This is a genomic window from Aquimarina sp. MMG015 (genome assembly GCF_018100855.1).
Classification (GTDB): domain Bacteria; phylum Bacteroidota; class Bacteroidia; order Flavobacteriales; family Flavobacteriaceae; genus Aquimarina; species Aquimarina latercula.
On sequence record NZ_JAGJEB010000004.1, the window covers coordinates 98962 to 115900 of the forward strand.

The following is a 16939-nucleotide window of genomic DNA, read 5'->3' on the forward strand; positions in this document are numbered from 1 at the left end:
TTAATAATCTGTTTTTAAGTGGTTATTTTATGAAATTCCTTTCAAAATTGTTCTTATATGATTAGTGTCTTCCATTTCTTTATAAATTTCTACAAAATTATCTTCTTCCATCAACTCTTTAAACTGTGTGAGATTTGCTATATACTCAGTTAAAGTTTCGACTACATTTTCTTTATTGTGTTTAAAAATGGGTGCCCACATTTCGGGAGAACTTTTAGCTAATCTTACCGTAGATGCAAACCCACTACCTGCCATATCAAAAATATCACGTTCATTCTTTTCTTTCTCAATTACGGTTTTTCCTAACATAAAAGAACTAATATGTGACAAATGAGATACATATGCAATATGTTTATCATGAGAAGCAGGGTCCATATATCGTATCCTCATTCCTAATCTTGTAAAAATCTCCATTCCGCGCTCCTGTAATTTAAAAGCCGTCTTTTCTACTTCACAAATAATGTTAGTTTTACCTCTATACAAATTAGCAATTGCTGCCTGCGGTCCTGAAAACTCTGTTCCGGCTATCGGATGTGCCGCCAAATAATTTCTTCGTTTCGGGTGATCACTTACTGAATTACATAATTTCTTCTTAGTAGAACCTACATCAAATACCAAACAGTCATCATGTATAATATCTAAAATTTCCGGTAATAGTTTCACGGTTACATCTACCGGAATCGAAGTTATAACAACATCTGCTTTTTCTAATGCTGAAAAATTTGCTTTCTCATCGATTAACCCAAGAGAAATTGCTTTATCCAAATGCTCTTCATTTTTATCTATACCGTAAATTTTCGCTTCGTTAAATGCCGCTTTGACATCAATTGCAAACGAACCTCCTATCAACCCAATACCTATTATGAATACTTTCATGCTTCTACTTGTAATCTTTTTATTGCTTCGTTTATATTCTCTTTAGTAACACATAAAGAAAAACGAATATAACCTGCTCCATTACTTCCAAAAATATCACCTGGAGTTATAAAAACACTATTTTCATATAATATCGTATCGATAAACTCAACAGCGTTAATTCCTTTTGGTAGTTTTGCCCAAACAAACATTCCTGTCGCTGTTTTATCATAGTTGCAACCAAGAATTGAAGCTAATTCCCAGATTAACTTTCTACGTTCTTTATAAATAGCATTCATATTAGAATACCAATCATCAGATATATTCAATGCAGCTATAGCTCCTTTCTGAATCCCTTGAAACATACCACTATCCATATTACTTTTTACTTTTAGAATAGCTTCAATTTTTTCCTGACTTCCATTAACCATTCCTACTCTCCATCCGGCCATATTAAATGTCTTACTCAACGAATTTAGCTCAAGTGCAACATTTTTAGCTCCAGGAACAGATAGAATACTTATTGGGTTATCATTTAGAACAAAGCTGTAAGGATTATCATTAATCAATAAAATATTATGATTTGTTGCAAAATCTACTAACTTTTTAAACAAATCCATACTACCATTGGCTCCCGTGGGCATGTGGGGGTAATTAATCCACATAATTTTCACCTTACTTAAATCATTTTTAGCTAAAGCTTTTAAATCTGGTTCCCACCCATTCTCCGCCACCAAATCGTAATAAACAGGTTTGGCTCCAACTAAATTAGTTACAGATGTATATGTGGGATATCCAGGATTGGGAACCAAAACCTCATCTCCTTCATTAAGATACGTTAATGATATATGCATAATTCCCTCTTTGGATCCCATCAAGGGTAAAATTTCATTTTCTGGATCTAGAACTACCTTATATTTATTTTCGTAAAAGTTTGAAATAGCTTCCCGTAATTCTGGGATCCCCTGATAACTTTGGTACTTGTGAGCTCCATCTAAAACAACGGCATTTTGAATAGCTTCTACAACTTTTTTAGGTGGATCCAGATCGGGACTACCTATAGCCATATTTAGAATTGGCTTACCTGAAGCCGCTAGCGCCCTTACCTCTCGTAATTTTTTAGAGAAATAATATTCCTCAACCGTTTCTAATCTTTTTGCAGTTTGAATACTCATCCGTTTTGATTTTTATATTCTCCTAAAATTTTAAATTCTAATGCCATTATTTTTAATAAAGAAACAGCTTTTTGATAATCCTCATATGCACTAAACGTAACATCTACAAAAAAGGAATATTTCCAAGGCATGTTAATTACCGGCAATGACTGAATCTTAGTAAGGTTCAAACCACAATCGCTCATAACATTAAGAACTGTTGCTAAACTTCCTCTTTTATGATCCGTTAAAAATTTTAAAGATGCTTTATTAATTTCTTTACTATCCACTCCAGAATCTTCTCTAGTTGTTAGTATAAAGAATCGTGTACAATTTGATTTAATTGTCTGAATTTCTTTTGCTAAAACATTTAATTGATAAATATTAGCAGCAGTTTCTCCTGCCACAGCAGCAACGCCTTTTAATCCTTGTTCTTGAATTCTTTTTGCAACATCTGCGGTATCTGAATCTTCTACTAATTTAATATGTGGTTGGTCTCTAAAAAATTCTTTGCACTGAAGCAAAGCCATAGGATGAGAATATACCTCTTTTATATCGGAGATTTCTTGTCCCTCTAAAGCCATTAAACAATGATGAATTGGCTGAAAATACTCCCCACATATTGTTAGATTATGTTCATCAATATATGCATAATTAGGAATAATCGAGCCTGCGATAGAGTTCTCTATTGCCATCACAGCATCAGTACTTTTCTTTCTCTCTAGACTATGAACCAGTTCTTGAAAAGACATACATTCATCTACATCTATTTGATCACCAAAATATGCTTGGGCAACCCCATGATGATATGATCCTTTTATTCCTTGTATAGCAACTTTCTTTCTCAAACGTTTTAAATTTTTATTTCAAAAAAAAATCCCGATTTTTCATCGGGATTCTAATTTATAAATTTTGGCTTATTCATTTACATAGCGATCCCGATCTTACTTTTAAAATAAAAGAAGAAAAAATAAAATCGGTTCCAAGTAAACAAATTGCTCATTGTTGTTTCTTTAATACGTTGCTAAATTAGCTAAAACTATTACCATACAAAATATTTTTTCATTTTTTTCATTGATTCAAACCTATTATCATCAAATATCAAATTTTTAATATGAATCAATGAAATATTTTAAACAAATCAACCTGTACAATAAGAATCTTTTAAGTTTTTAAACACTAACAAACGTTAGTAATTATATTACTCCCAGCTCTTTACCTACTTTAGTAAATGCTTTTACTGCTTTTTCTAAGTGATGTCGATCATGTCCAGCAGATAATTGTACTCTTATACGAGCTTTACCTTTTGGTACCACGGGATAGAAAAATCCAATAACATAAATTCCCTCATCTAATAATTTTGCAGCAAACTCTTGCGCTAAAGTAGCTTCATAAAGCATCACAGGAACTATAGGATGATCTCCAGATACTATATCAAATCCTGCAGCAGTCATTTCTGATCTAAAATATTTAGTATTCTCCTCCAATTTATCTCTAAGTACAGTTGAAGAACTTAACAAATCAAGTACTTTAATCGAAGCTCCTACAATTGATGGTGCTACTGTATTAGAAAACAGATAAGGCCTAGATCGTTGCCTTAGCATATCTACAATTTCTTTTCTTGCTGCTGTAAAACCCCCAGAAGCTCCACCAAGCGCCTTACCATAAGTACCTGTTATAATATCAATTCTTCCCATTACATCCCGGTACTCATGAGTTCCACGTCCAGTTTTTCCAAGAAAACCTGTAGAGTGACACTCATCGATCATCACCATGGCTTCATATGTATCAGCCAAATCACAAATTTTATCCAATTGCGCAATGGTTCCATCCATAGAAAAAGAACCATCTGTTACAATCAATACCCTTCTAGATCCTTTTGCTGCTTGTAATTGTTTTTCTAGATCCACCATATTATTATGTTCATATCTAAAACGCTTTGCCTTACACAATCTGATCCCATCAATTATAGAAGCATGATTCAATGAATCTGAAATAATAGCATCCTCCGCTGTAAGAATAGGTTCAAACACTCCTCCATTTGCATCAAAAGCTGCTGCATATAGAATACAATCTTCCATTCCAAGGAATTCTGCAGTTTTCCGTTCTAATTCTTTATGAATATCCTGGGTACCACAAATAAACCTTACAGAAGATAATCCATATCCATGAGAATCTATAGCATCCTTACCCGCTTTTATAACATCTGGATGAGAAGAAAGTCCTAAATAATTATTTGCACAAAAATTTAAAACATGTTTTGTGTTTGTAGTATCTATTTCTGCTCCTTGTGGAGTAGTTATTACTCTTTCTGATTTATACAAGCCAGCAGATTTAATATCATCTAACTCTTTTTGTAAATCGTCTTTAATATTTGAAAACATTACGGTATTCTTTATTTTATTATTTACTAATTAAACTCAAATTATAAGTCTATAAAACAAAATTTCTAAAACATTAGAAGTTCTTTACTTTTTGAACCTGTTTTATATTTCTGTTGTAGTTTTTCAATCATAATTTCAGTAATATCTTTGAGATCATAACGTGGTTGCCATCCCCAATCTTTTTTAGCAGAAATATCACTAATTGATTTTGGCCATCTAGAAGCTATTTCTTGTCGGAAATCAGGGGTATAATTTACATTAAAATCAGGGTATAATTTACGAATTTCGGAGACTACATTTTCCGGAGAAAAACTAATTCCCGAAATATTATAAGATGTTCTTACTGCTATATTTTCTTTTGGCGCCTCCATTAATTCTATCGTAGCTCTAATAGCATCCTCCATAAAAATCATTGGAAGCATCGTATCTTCTTTTAAGAAGCAATCAAAGTCTTCTCCTAGTACTGCTTTATGATATATATCTACCGCATAATCGGTTGTACCTCCTCCAGGTAACGATTGATAACCAATCACACCAGGATACCTTATAGACCTAACATCTAAACCATATCTAAGAAAATAATACTGTGCCCAATTTTCTCCCGCAGCTTTACTAATACCATATACTGTAGCAGGATTAAGATATGCATCATCTGGTGTGTTTTCTAAAGGTGCACCTTCTCCAAATACCGCAATTGAACTTGGGAAAAATACTTTATCGATATCATTTTTTCTTGACACCTCTAGTACATTAAACAAAGTCTTCATATTAATATCCCAAGTAGCTAATGGTGTTTCCTCTCCTTTAGCTGATAAAATTGCCGCTAAATGATAAATTTGGGTAATCTTATATCTTTCTATAACTTCTTGAATCCTATTCCTATCAGTAGCATCAACAATTTCAAATATGCCTTTAAAATCCTCATTTTGTCTAAGGTCTGAAGCTATTACATTTTCTATTGTATACTTTTTTTGAAGCTCTTTTGTCAATACGGAACCTAATTGTCCATTTGCTCCAATTACTAAAACTTTTGTATCCATATTCCTCTTAAAATTTTAACACACAACAAGTATTATTCACTTACTAAATTAGCAAATACAACTTTTATATCCGATATATACCAATATTTAAGTAATTATTCCTTTATATTGCCCATTATATCGTTTTAATTACTTTTAAAGGATGTGTAACTCTCTGTTTTAAAGTAATTTTTAATTAACATACATGGACCATTTAGATCAAACTGACATCACAATTCTTAGAATTCTTCAAAAAGATTCTAAAAAAACGGCTAAAGAAATTGCTGCTATTCTTAATTTAACACCATCTCCTGTTTATGAAAGAGTTAGAAGGCTAGAAAAACAAGGGATTATAAAAAAGTATGTAGCTATATTAGATAAAAAGCTAATAGACAGATCTATAACTACTATTTGTCAAGTATCTATGAGATATCACAATGAAGCATTTATTGAAAAATTCGAAGAACAAATTCAAAATTTAGAAGAAGTGCAAGAATGTTACCATATGGCCGGGCAAGTAGATTTTATCTTAAAAATCCACACTAAAAGTTTAGAAGAATACCATGATTTTGTAAAGACCAAACTTTCTAAAATTGAAAATATTGGGGTTTTAAATAGCACATTTGTTTTAAAAGAAATCAAACATTCATCAGAATTCTATATTTAACCTGAACGATTGGATAAATAATCTTTAAGCCAAAATGCTGTTTTTTTCATTTTTCTATTGAGTGTAATTTTATCCATACCAATTATTCCGAATTTTGGAATATATCCTTCGGCCCATTCAAAATTATCTACAAGCGTCCAAAGTAATATCCCTTTTAAGTTGATTTCTTGATCAGAAACCTTTTTCATACCCTCTATAATATGTGTGTAGTATTCTATCCGTTTAGCATCATCTTCTTTTTCTGATAAGGCCATTCCACATTCTGTAAGCCACAATGGTTTTTCTGAATCATACATCGAAAATCTTTCCAAAAAATACTGAATCCCATTTGGATATGTTTCCCATCCCATAATAGAAACAGGTGCTTTTCTTTTGCTTGGTTTAACAGGGATACTACCTAAATAAGGAATGTACCACGCACTTTTAACCACTTCTCGAGCGTACGTCTGAATTCCCCAAAAATCAAAATCAACTTTCATTTCTTCCATATCACCCTGTTGTACAAACCGCTTAATTCTTTTTACGAGAGGAAGTTCATTCTCAGGGTACCCCAAACCTATATAGGGTTCAATACATAAACGATTCATTAATGCATCTATTCGACTCGCTGCTCTTAGGTCTTTTTTTCTTTTGGAATGCGATTCAATTTTTGTGCAACTAATAGCGGTGCCAATTTTTATATCTTTTTGACCTTTTAAAACTCTATAACCTCTGGCCTGAGCTAATAAAATATGATGAATACTAGCACTAAAACTTTTAATCCCTCGCTTGCCAGGAGCGTGTATTCCTAGAAAATATCCTGCTCCAATACACACAATCGCTTCATTAATAAGTATCCAATTTTTTACTCGGTCGACAAAATAAAGCTTAAGTACTTTAATATAATTTTCGTAATCAGTAATTATATCTCGATTTTTCCAACCACCTTTATCTTGTAATTTCTGAGGTAAATCCCAATGATATGTGGTAATCCATGGTTCTATACCAACTTCTATACAATAATCAATTACTTTATTATAGAATGCAATTCCTTTTTCATTAATTACTCCTGATCCATTGGGTAAAACTCTTGACCAAGAAATTGAAAAACGAAATATTTTCAACCCTATTTTAACAGATAAATCAATATCTTCCCTATATCGTTCGTAAAAATTTGTTGCAACCTGGTTATTTGATTTATCCTTAATACTTTTTGGTTTATTAGTAAACGTATCCCATATAGAAAGGCCTCTACCATCCGCATTAAAACCACCTTCAGTTTGGGCTGCTGCAGTTGTGACTCCCCAAATAAGATGGTCAATATTACTCATTGATAAATAAAACTCAAAGAAAGAATAGTTACTAATGCTTGAATAAGCTCTTCTTAATGTATGGATATATAATAAAGAAAATTACCTTTTGAATATTATAAATCACCTTGGTAAAAAAACGAACTATGTTATTATTTATTCTACTAACTAACATATAAATTGGTTTTGATTTTTAAAGTTAATAAAACAGATCCAACATATGTTTACCTAAATATTATCTAAATGTTATGATCAGTTTTTTAATTTTTTATTGGTTATCGATACAATAAATATCGTTTTATGTACTTTTGAACATAACGGGTAGTTATAATATGTGTTTATGTCAATTTCAGTTTCAAATATTACGAAAATATATGATAATCAAAATGCTTTAAAAGAAGTTTCTTTTAAAGTAAGTCAGGGAGAAATTGTTGGTTTTTTAGGACCTAATGGTGCTGGAAAGTCTACGATGATGAAAATCCTAACTACCTATCTAGCCCCAACCGAAGGAGAAGCTATCGTTAATGGTTTTGATATACATAAGGAGCCTATAGAAGTACAAAAAAGTGTTGGATATCTTCCTGAACACAATCCTTTGTATTTGGAAATGTACGTTAGAGAATATTTATTATTCAATGCGCAGGTGTATAAAATATCAAAATCTAGAATAGAAGAAGTAATTACATTAACTGGTCTACTCCCAGAGTCTAATAAAAAAATCAGTCAATTATCCAAAGGATATCGACAACGTGTAGGGCTGGCATGTGCTTTACTACATGATCCAAAAGTTTTAATACTTGACGAACCAACAACAGGTCTTGACCCTAATCAGTTAGTAGAAATCAGAGAACTTATCAAATCAGTCGGTAAAGAAAAAACAGTTTTTCTATCTACACATATTATGCAGGAGGTGGAAGCAATGTGCGACAGAGTGATTATAATTAATCAAGGCGAAGTTGTCGCTGATAAAAACTTAAATGAAATGACTGATCAAATGGATCAACTCATAGAAGTTGAATTTGATTATAGAGTAGAAGAAGCTTTTTTATTAAAATTTGAACATATAAAGAATGTACAAAACATCCATGGATTTGTATATCAACTTACATTTGACACTACTACAGATATGAGATCAGCAGTTTTTGATTTTGCTCATGATAATGAATTGAAAATTCTTCAACTTTCAAGAAAAAATAAAGATTTAGAAAGTCTATTTAGAGAATTAACTAAATAGTATTTTTTAATAATAGTATTAAAAAGCACTTTCAAAATCATTCAAAACCTCCTTCAATTTTGCAACTGATATAGGTTTTACTATATAATCACTTACTCCTTCGTAAGATGTAGCTTTAAGAACATCCTCTGGATCAACTGATGAAGAAACAACATAGATAAGTATTTCTTTCTCGCAAGGTATCTTAATGAACTCATCCAAAAATTGCCATCCATCCAATACTGGCATATTTAAATCCAACAAAATAATATCTGGTAGCTTTTCCTTTGCCGAAATAATCGCTCTTAAATTATTTAATGCTTCTTGGCCATTTTTAAAAACCAATATTCCTTCACAAAAGTCAATGAGTTGCATAACCTTTTTAATCCCAAAAACAAAAATAGGGTCGTCGTCTATAACACAAGCAATATCAATTCTTCTCATATTTCATATAAATTTTAAAAGTTGTTCCTTGATTAACCGTACTAATTACTTCTATCTTTCCTCCAATTGCTTCTACTTGATTTTTAGTAATAAACAATCCTATTCCCCTCGAATTTTTAATATTAGGATGAAAGGTTTTATACATTCCAAATAGCTTAGATCGATGCTTAACCAAATCAATACCCAATCCATTATCCGTTATCGATAAAACCACGTATTTCCTATTTGCAACTGCACTAAGGGTTATATGACTCTTTCGTTCCCTTGATCTATATTTAATACCATTTGTAATAAAGTTGAGTAATATACTATCTAAATAAGCTGGAATAGCTAATACATCAATATCATCATCAACTAAATTATTAATTTCTACTTTAGACTCTAATGCTATAGCAGAAACACCTCTTACGACCTCATCAATAACATCTTTAAGCTGTATTGGCACTAAACTTTTATCAAGCGAAGTATTGATCAAAACTACCTCATTTAAATGAGCAATAGTATCAGAAAGATTACTTGAAGCAGTCTTAAAAAGTTTAATGATTTCATTGTCTTCTATTTCCGGGTTTTCCTGTAAAAATAGATCCAGCAACATTTCAAAATTTCCTGAATGAGATTTAAGATTATGAGAAACGATATGAGCAAAGTTTTTTAATCTTCTATTCTGCTCTTCTGCTACCTTCAATAATGACTTTAATTCTTCCTCTTTTTTTATTCTAGTAATATCCGAAACATGAATTATAAGACCACCTATTTCAATATCATCTGAATACCAAGGACGTAACTCCCAAGATAACCACTTAAATTTGCCACTTTTAGTTTCTATTTTCTCTTCATAATTCTTAACTATATTTCCTTTTAAACAATTATCAATATTTATTTTCCTTGCTTCACTGATTTTAGAAAAAATCTCATAATATGATTTACCAATAATTTCAACATCTTCTATCTCATACACTTCTAACCATTTTTGAGAAGCTGCTAAATAATTCATTTCATTATCTAGCATTGCAATTGCGCTAGGAGTTTGCTCTATAAAAAGTCTGTTTCTCTCAAAATCTCTCTTCTTTTTAGTAATCTCTTGATGGGATCCAACCATCCATTCAGGATTTCCATTTTCATCCCAGCTTACTACTTTTCCTCTATCTAAAACCCAAATCCATTCACCATTTTTGTGTTTCATTCTAAATTCACACTCGTAAAAAGGGGTTTTATTAAGAAAATGATCTTTTAGAAATTTGTTTGATCTATCTTGATCTTCTTTAGTGGAATGTTCTAACCAAGTACTTAAAGAAATTGGTTCTAGTTCTGAAAGTGAGTATCCTATAATTTCTGCCCAACGTTCATTGAGAATTGTTTCTCCTGTTTTAACATTCCATTTCCAAGTACCTAGACCGGTTCCATCAATTATGTGTTCAAAAAAAGCTGACTGAAGTTTAAGTTCTTCTTCTTTTATTTTAATATCTGTGATATCAGTATGTGCGCCTAACATTTTAACAGGCTTCCCATCTTCATCTCGTAACATCATACCTCTGCACCGAACCCACACAGTATGTCCTAATTTATGTCTAAATCTAACTATCTGATCATAAGGGCAGGTAGGATCTTCTGCATGGCTTGCAAAATTGGCATATACATTTTTTAAATCTTCTTTAAACACAATATCCTGCCAAGAATCTACTTTATGAGGCATTTTCTTGGGATCATATCCAAATGTGGTCCAATAACTAGAGTTCATCCATACGTTTTCTGGGTCTAATAGATCCCAAAACCACAGCCCGTCCAACGCTCCGACTTGTAAAAAATCGAATATTGAACTTTCTTTTTTAACTAGATCGTATAATTCTTTTTGCAAATAGTGTTCCCCGCTATCCAAAATTGGATCTACATCTATCTTTTTTTCAAGTTTCATTGTCTTATTCATTTTATTATAACAGAAGGGGTATGTAAGTAGGAATTTACTTAAAGTTAAGGAAAATTCCCTTAAAAAATATGTTAATAAACCTCAATAATATTATGGTCTCAACTTTATAAATATATTTTTAGATTATCCTGTATAAACTAAACCTCGTAAAAGTTAATCTAAATTAGTTGTAATAGAATTATTGATTTTAACTACATCATTTAAATCCTTGATAGTATCTGAAAGCTTAGATGATGTAATTTTAAACATCTTAATAATATCAGATTCTTTTATCTCAGGATTTTCTTGTAAAAATTTTTCTAAGAGTCTTTCTAAATTACTTGAGTGTAATTGTAATTTATGAGATACAATATGAGCAAAGTCTTTTAAACGTGTGTTTTGATTTTCGGTTACTTTTAAAATTGACTTAAGCTCTCTCTCTGCTTTTTTTATATCACTAATATCGGTTGCAACACCTAAATAACCTATTATATTTCCTTTTTCTTTTATTGCAGTAATCGTAAGTTGCACTGGGAATTGAGTTCCATCTTTTCTTACAAGTGTCCATTCTCTCGTATAGTATTTTTCTTTATTTGCTAATTCAATAAAAACCTTAAACCCTTCTTTATACTCCCCTAACTCTGTTGACAACTCAATTTCAGCCATCTTTATCTCATCTTTTAGATGAATAATAATTGGACTTTCTTTCAATAAAAGTTCATCTCTAGAATATCCCAATAAGTTTTCTGCTCCTTTATTAAATATGTTAATGATACCTGATGTATTTGTACCAATAATAGCAACTCTAGTACTCGACTCTAAAACTCCTTCTAATTTTGCAAGGGCCTTATGTAATTTCCTCCTAGTATTTATATTCTGAGTAGTATCCGTTATTTGAGAAATGAAATAAAGTGGTTTTTGATTTTTATCCTTCACCAAAGAGACTGATAACAACGTATAGACTTCCTGACCGTTCTTATGAATATATCTTTTTTCTAAATGATAATACGGTATTTCATCTTTTAAAAGTTTATTCAATAATCCCAGATCTTTTTTTAGATCATCAGGATGGGTAATATCCTGAAAAGTCATCTTAGTAAGTTTTTCTTTAGAATACCCAATCATATTGCAAACTGCATTATTCACTTCGATCCATCTTCCGTCTAAGCCAATGATCGCCATTCCTATAGCTGCATTTTCAAAATTTCCTCTAAATGCTTCTTCACTCACTTTAAGTTTATCTTCAGCCATTTTTCTTTCAGTAACGTCATGCATAGCCACAACCGCACCTTTTATTTCTCCATCTGCTCCTATTAACTGAGAACCATTAGTTACTACTTTTCTTATAGGACCAATTTTAGGGATTATAGTTAACTCTTGATCTTTTACCTCTTCTCCTTTTAAAGCTTTTAATAGTGGTATTTCTTCTTCTTTTAATGGTGTTACACCATCTCTCTTATAAAGACCATAGTGTTGAGATAATTCTGTAATTGGAATAGATCGTACTGGTAAACCATGCCATTTTTTCGTCGCATTATTAAATAAAGTCAATTTACCGTTTTGATCACAGGATACTATCCCTACGTTAACACTGTCTAAAATTGCTTCTAAAAAAACTTTACGTTCTTCATTAATGGCTTCTGCTTTTTTTAGTTTAGAAATGTCAGAAGTATGCATTAAAACTCCAGCAATTTTTCCTTCTCTATTATACCAAGGCCTGAGTTCCCAGGAAATCCATTGTAAACATCCCTCTTTACCTTTAAGACAATCCTCTTCTTTTCTAAGAACATTTCCAGTGAGACATTCTTTGTAATATTCGTTCCATTTTTCTTCCATTTCTGGAAAAACTTCATACTGAGTTTTTCCAATTATATTTTGACCTACAATATTATAATCTTCAAACCATCTTCTAGATGCCGCCAAGTACCTCATATTTGTATCAAACATTGCCATTGCACTTGGGGCTTGACTTACAAACAATCTATTTTTTTCTAATGCTTTTTTATTATCAGTAATATCGACCTGAGACCCTACCAACCATTCTGGATTATCCTCTTTATCCCAGCTAATTATTTTACCTTTAACCAAAGCCCATATCCATTCTCCATTTTTATGTTTTAGTCGAATCTCACATTCATAATACGGTATTCTTTTTTCATAATGTTCCTGCAATATTTTAGTTGTCTTAATATGATCCGAAGGATGCATAAAACTAACCCAAGTATCTAGAGAAATAGGCTGTAATTCAGCAAGTGAATATCCAATAATATTAGCCCATTGTTCATCAAACAACACCTCTCCTGTCCTTAAATTCCATTCCCAAGAACCTTGATTTGGACCTTCAAGAACATCCTCATATTTTTCGACTAATTCTTGTAATTTTTCTTCAGTTCTTTTTAATTTACTTAGGTCTGTATGGATTCCCAACATTTGAGTTGGTTTTCCGTCATCATCTTTTATTATTAAACCATTAAATTGTAGCCAAACGATATGCCCTAATTTATGCGTATAACGAAGAACCTGTTCGTAGGAATCAGAAAGGTGATGAGAATAGTTTTCAAGGTTATCTGAAATTTTTTTTAGATCTTCATCTTTCATAACATCCTGCCAAGAGGATATTTTATCAGGCATATGCTTTGGATCATAGCCCAACGTATCCCAAAAATTTTTATTAACCCATTCATTTTTAGGATTTTTCAAATCCCAAAACCAGAGGCCATCCCATACAGAATCTTGAATAAAGTCAAAAATCTTATCTTCCTTCTTAATAAGTTGATAGAGTTTTTCTTTTAAAAAATTTTCATTTAGGGGAATAAAATCTCTAGACGTAGTTTCCTCGCTATAGGCCATACAATTTTGTTAAGATTAAAATGTTTGATCAGCGGGGTACTTAAATTTACGCAATATCATTAACTTTTTATTACGGAAAAACCTTTTATTTTAAAAGCTTAAACCACAATAAAATTACACGTAAAAATGAGTGTTTTACTTTTAATACAAAAACATAAACTACTCATTAACAATCATTTGTATTAAAAAACATTATCAATTGATTATAATAAAAAAACAAATAGAGTATGAAAAAACTAACAAAACCATATTTAAAAAAAAGGGAAAAATCCCTAATATTAGTTATGATTTAAATAAAATCAGGAAATTAATTAAAAATAAGTCGGCCAGTAAAAAATTCATCAACCTCTATTATTGGAGGTGTATTTACAGAAATCACATCACCTGTGCTTCTTATTTCACCTTTTATGGATTGTTGAGGATTTACAATGATCTTATTTGTACCTCTATGAAGAATTTCCACATGTTCAGAAATAAGCTCAGCTCCATCAAATCGTCCTGTTCCAGAAAAAAAACCGACATAAAGTTCTGTAACTTTTCCTTTAACAAAGAAAGAAGCTATATTATTACCCACAACAGACAAGCTTTCATTATCCAATTCCATAATAAAAGTGCCTGTAATATTTCCTCCATTATCTTCGTTAAAGTCTTCTGACAATAATCGTAAAGAGGGATATCCTAGTACTCCATCTGAAGAAATATCAAATTGCGTTTCACTCCTAATTTCAGTAATATTTGGAGAAGTAACAAAAACTTTAGTTTGATTAAAATCTCTCACAAAATTACAATCATTGCTATTACTTAACACTAAACGATCTCCTTCAACCGCCGCGGATACTTCATCCAATAAGTTATCACCTGTCTCTATTACGACCGAAGCTACTTCTCCCTCTTTTAAGATTAACTCTACATTAGGATTTACTAAGATTCTTGTAAAATCAGCAACCTCAACCTCTTGTCTTATTATACCTCCCGTTCTTTGAAAACAGTCCAACGCATTTTCAGAATCACAGGAAACCAGACACAAACCTAATATTATTATGATAACTCTTTTCATAATCTATACCCTATTGAAAACTCTACTGCTTCCGCTTTAGCTGCGTGAGATCTAACAGTAATTGAACCAAATATATTTTTGTTAAAATAATATCTTGCACCAAAACGATTATACACTTGACCTTCGAAATCGTATGGATAATACACATAATATCCTAACTGTGTCAAAATCGATATCTTATTAATTCGTAATTCATGTCCTAAAAAAATACCAACTCTTTTGGAATCTTCGTCACCTGTAGTTCCGTCTTCAAAATTTCCAGTTGACCTAAAATCTATGAACTTTTTTAAAGCTTCTGAAAAGAATAATTCCGCTCCCAATTGAACACTACTCTTTTTATTCAATCTCTTATCTGCAAACGCTGCAATTGTATAAAATGGATGCTGACCAGATCCAACAACATCACTTTCATTAATTCCACTGCGGAACATAAAACCGTAAGAAATAGGTTCCGAACCTTTAACGTCCCCTTTTTCTTTTTTAATATATTCTGGATACGTACTATCCAAGACATAATTAAACCCTGCGTTAAAAACTAGTGTATTTGTACTTTTATTAGGAGCTTTAAAATTAGCATTAGAATAATGAATTACCCCAAACCCTAATTGCACTCCAAGTCCACCTATTAAATTTTCTTTTTTTAGATTCAACATTGCAAAGGTAGAACTCATAAAATGAGATCCGTAAGCTACATTTCTAAAATTATTATCTTCATCATATGGGTTTGTATTATAAGCTAACCCCTGTCCAAGTCTAAGCATTAAAACCCGCTTAAAAAAATAAAAATTATAATGAGCGTAGAGTCCGAAGTTTTCTCCTAAAAACTCATTATCCATATCTTGATAAATAAATGATACTCCATAATCGGGAGAATTATATAACCGCTGCCAGTCTTTGTTTCCAAAAGTCTTTCGGTTTATTGAAAAAAGAACTCCAGAGGGATGCCCAGTAATTAAATGAGAAATATCCGGATTGTGTTTCAGGATTGTTCCATAAAAATTATTGATATCAAAACTATAATATGGTTTATCTTCTTGAGATTGCACCAAATACCCTAGAAGAAAAAGTACTAAACAAAGATGTTTTATCATTCCGACAAATGTAAGATAGCATCATTAGGTTTCCAAAACCTTACTACTTTTTAAAATACATTTGCTGCAATTTTTTTTATGTTATCAGATTTACCCATTGAATAATAATGCAAAACAGGTACTCCGTATTCCATTAACTCCTTAGATTGCTGTATTGCAAATTCAATACCGACTTCTCTTACTTCTTTATTAGTTTTACAACTCTCAACTGCCTTAACAAGTTCATCTGGCATATCTAACTTAAATACCTGTGGAAGTAATTGCAAATGTCTTTTTACAGCGACTGGTTTAATTCCTGGAATGATTGGCACATTAATCCCGGCTTCTCTTGCTTTTTCGACAAATTCAAAATATCTTTTATTATCAAAAAACATTTGAGTTACAACATAGTCTGCACCTGCATTAACTTTATCCTTCAACCTTCTTATATCCGAATCCATAGAAGGAGCTTCTAAATGTTTTTCGGGATACCCTGCTACTCCAACACAAAAATCAGATTGGTTATCACTCTCTATAACTTCATGTAGAAACCTACCACTATTCATATTCACAATTTGTTCTACCAATTCATTGGCATAACAATGACCTCCTTTTGTAGGATTAAAATACTTTTCCTCCTTCATTGCGTCTCCGCGTAACGCCATAACATTATCTATCCCTAAATAATGACAATCAACTAATAGATATTCTGTTTCTTCTTTTGTAAAACCACCGCATAATACATGCGGAATAGTATCGACATTATATTTATGAGTTATCGAAGCACAAATCCCAACTGTCCCGGGACGCATACGAGTAAGCTTTTTATCTAGTAACCCATCTCTATCTATATAAATAAATTCTTCTCTAGAAGTAGTTACGTCGATAAATGGAGGTTTAAACTCCATTAAAGGATCAATGTTATTATATAATTCTTGAATACTTTTTCCTTTTTGTGGTGGTATTAGTTCAAAAGAAAATAATGTTTTTCCTTTTGCATTTTTTATATGATCTGTAACCTTCATCTAATTTAT

General features: G+C 31.6%; 14 protein-coding genes. 2 read left to right on the plus strand and 12 right to left on the minus strand.

Annotation, left to right across the window (positions count from 1 at the left end; all coding sequences use genetic code 11):
* Positions 1-27: 27 nt before the first annotated feature.
* The 5 genes from J8L88_RS09290 to J8L88_RS09310 form a co-directional block, all read right to left on the minus strand.
* Positions 28-876, minus strand: coding sequence for a prephenate dehydrogenase (locus J8L88_RS09290; protein WP_118389133.1), 849 nt, complete (start codon positions 874-876; stop codon positions 28-30).
* Positions 873-2030, minus strand: coding sequence for a pyridoxal phosphate-dependent aminotransferase (locus tag J8L88_RS09295; RefSeq protein WP_027393090.1), 1158 nt, complete (start codon positions 2028-2030; stop codon positions 873-875). The genes J8L88_RS09290 and J8L88_RS09295 overlap by 4 nt, the downstream gene beginning before the upstream one ends.
* Complete coding sequence (locus J8L88_RS09300; protein WP_027393089.1) at positions 2027-2857, minus strand: prephenate dehydratase; 831 nt, start codon at positions 2855-2857, stop codon at positions 2027-2029. Before J8L88_RS09300 ends, J8L88_RS09295 begins: the two co-directional genes overlap by 4 nt.
* A gap of 348 nt (positions 2858-3205) precedes the next feature.
* On the minus strand, positions 3206-4393 hold the full coding sequence (gene kbl, locus J8L88_RS09305; protein WP_211060591.1) for a glycine C-acetyltransferase: 1188 nt from the start codon (positions 4391-4393) through the stop codon (positions 3206-3208).
* A 65-nt stretch (positions 4394-4458) separates the two neighbouring features.
* On the minus strand, positions 4459-5433 hold the full coding sequence (locus tag J8L88_RS09310) for an NAD-dependent epimerase/dehydratase family protein (RefSeq protein WP_118389125.1): 975 nt from the start codon (positions 5431-5433) through the stop codon (positions 4459-4461).
* Positions 5434-5617: 184 nt separating this feature from the next.
* Here J8L88_RS09310 and J8L88_RS09315 point away from each other — a divergent pair, with 184 nt between their 5' ends.
* A complete protein-coding gene (locus J8L88_RS09315; RefSeq protein ID WP_027393087.1) occupies positions 5618-6079 on the plus strand; it encodes an Lrp/AsnC family transcriptional regulator in 462 nt (153 codons plus the stop codon).
* Here J8L88_RS09315 and J8L88_RS09320 read toward each other — a convergent pair.
* Positions 6076-7389: a glycoside hydrolase family 1 protein gene (locus J8L88_RS09320; RefSeq protein WP_211060592.1), complete on the minus strand. Its 1314-nt coding sequence runs from the start codon at positions 7387-7389 to the stop codon at positions 6076-6078. The genes J8L88_RS09315 and J8L88_RS09320 overlap by 4 nt on opposite strands.
* Before the next feature lie 319 nt (positions 7390-7708).
* On the opposite strand from J8L88_RS09320, the gene gldA reads away from it, so the two are divergent.
* Positions 7709-8602: a gliding motility-associated ABC transporter ATP-binding subunit GldA gene (gldA, locus tag J8L88_RS09325; RefSeq protein WP_211060593.1), complete on the plus strand. Its 894-nt coding sequence runs from the start codon at positions 7709-7711 to the stop codon at positions 8600-8602.
* An 18-nt stretch (positions 8603-8620) separates the two neighbouring features.
* On the opposite strand, the gene J8L88_RS09330 is transcribed toward gldA, so the two are convergent.
* The 6 genes from J8L88_RS09330 to metF form a co-directional block, all read right to left on the minus strand.
* Complete coding sequence (locus J8L88_RS09330; RefSeq protein WP_027393084.1) at positions 8621-9025, minus strand: response regulator; 405 nt, start codon at positions 9023-9025, stop codon at positions 8621-8623.
* Complete coding sequence (locus J8L88_RS09335; RefSeq protein ID WP_211060594.1) at positions 9012-10937, minus strand: PAS domain-containing protein; 1926 nt, start codon at positions 10935-10937, stop codon at positions 9012-9014. Before J8L88_RS09335 ends, J8L88_RS09330 begins: the two co-directional genes overlap by 14 nt.
* 165 nt (positions 10938-11102) lie before the next feature.
* Positions 11103-13778, minus strand: coding sequence for a PAS domain-containing protein (locus J8L88_RS09340; RefSeq protein ID WP_211060595.1), 2676 nt, complete (start codon positions 13776-13778; stop codon positions 11103-11105).
* Between the two features lie 307 nt (positions 13779-14085).
* The gene (locus J8L88_RS09345; RefSeq protein WP_211060596.1) at positions 14086-14835 is read right to left on the minus strand and encodes a head GIN domain-containing protein; all 750 of its coding nucleotides are present in this window, start codon (positions 14833-14835) and stop codon (positions 14086-14088) included.
* Positions 14832-15926, minus strand: a complete 1095-nt coding sequence (locus J8L88_RS09350) for an acyloxyacyl hydrolase (RefSeq protein ID WP_211060597.1) — start codon at positions 15924-15926, stop codon at positions 14832-14834. Before J8L88_RS09350 ends, J8L88_RS09345 begins: the two co-directional genes overlap by 4 nt.
* A gap of 50 nt (positions 15927-15976) precedes the next feature.
* The gene (gene metF, locus J8L88_RS09355) at positions 15977-16930 is read right to left on the minus strand and encodes a methylenetetrahydrofolate reductase [NAD(P)H] (RefSeq protein ID WP_027393081.1); all 954 of its coding nucleotides are present in this window, start codon (positions 16928-16930) and stop codon (positions 15977-15979) included.
* Between the last annotated feature and the right edge of the window lie 9 nt (positions 16931-16939).

Excerpts from the sequence above, each read along its gene's own strand:
- J8L88_RS09335 (WP_211060594.1), bottom strand. The coding sequence starts at position 10,937 with ATGAAACTTGAAAAAAAGATAGATGTAGATCCAATTTTGGATAGCGGG.
- gldA (WP_211060593.1), top strand. The coding sequence starts at position 7,709 with ATGTCAATTTCAGTTTCAAATATTACGAAAATATATGATAATCAAAAT.
- J8L88_RS09340 (WP_211060595.1), bottom strand. The coding sequence starts at position 13,778 with ATGGCCTATAGCGAGGAAACTACGTCTAGAGATTTTATTCCCCTAAAT.
- J8L88_RS09350 (WP_211060597.1), bottom strand. The coding sequence starts at position 15,926 with ATGATAAAACATCTTTGTTTAGTACTTTTTCTTCTAGGGTATTTGGTG.
- J8L88_RS09295 (WP_027393090.1), bottom strand. The coding sequence starts at position 2,030 with ATGAGTATTCAAACTGCAAAAAGATTAGAAACGGTTGAGGAATATTAT.
- J8L88_RS09310 (WP_118389125.1), bottom strand. The coding sequence starts at position 5,433 with ATGGATACAAAAGTTTTAGTAATTGGAGCAAATGGACAATTAGGTTCC.
- J8L88_RS09330 (WP_027393084.1), bottom strand. The coding sequence starts at position 9,025 with ATGAGAAGAATTGATATTGCTTGTGTTATAGACGACGACCCTATTTTT.
- metF (WP_027393081.1), bottom strand. The coding sequence starts at position 16,930 with ATGAAGGTTACAGATCATATAAAAAATGCAAAAGGAAAAACATTATTT.
- J8L88_RS09320 (WP_211060592.1), bottom strand. The coding sequence starts at position 7,389 with ATGAGTAATATTGACCATCTTATTTGGGGAGTCACAACTGCAGCAGCC.
- J8L88_RS09345 (WP_211060596.1), bottom strand. The coding sequence starts at position 14,835 with ATGAAAAGAGTTATCATAATAATATTAGGTTTGTGTCTGGTTTCCTGT.
- kbl (WP_211060591.1), bottom strand. The coding sequence starts at position 4,393 with ATGTTTTCAAATATTAAAGACGATTTACAAAAAGAGTTAGATGATATT.
- J8L88_RS09315 (WP_027393087.1), top strand. The coding sequence starts at position 5,618 with ATGGACCATTTAGATCAAACTGACATCACAATTCTTAGAATTCTTCAA.
- J8L88_RS09290 (WP_118389133.1), bottom strand. The coding sequence starts at position 876 with ATGAAAGTATTCATAATAGGTATTGGGTTGATAGGAGGTTCGTTTGCA.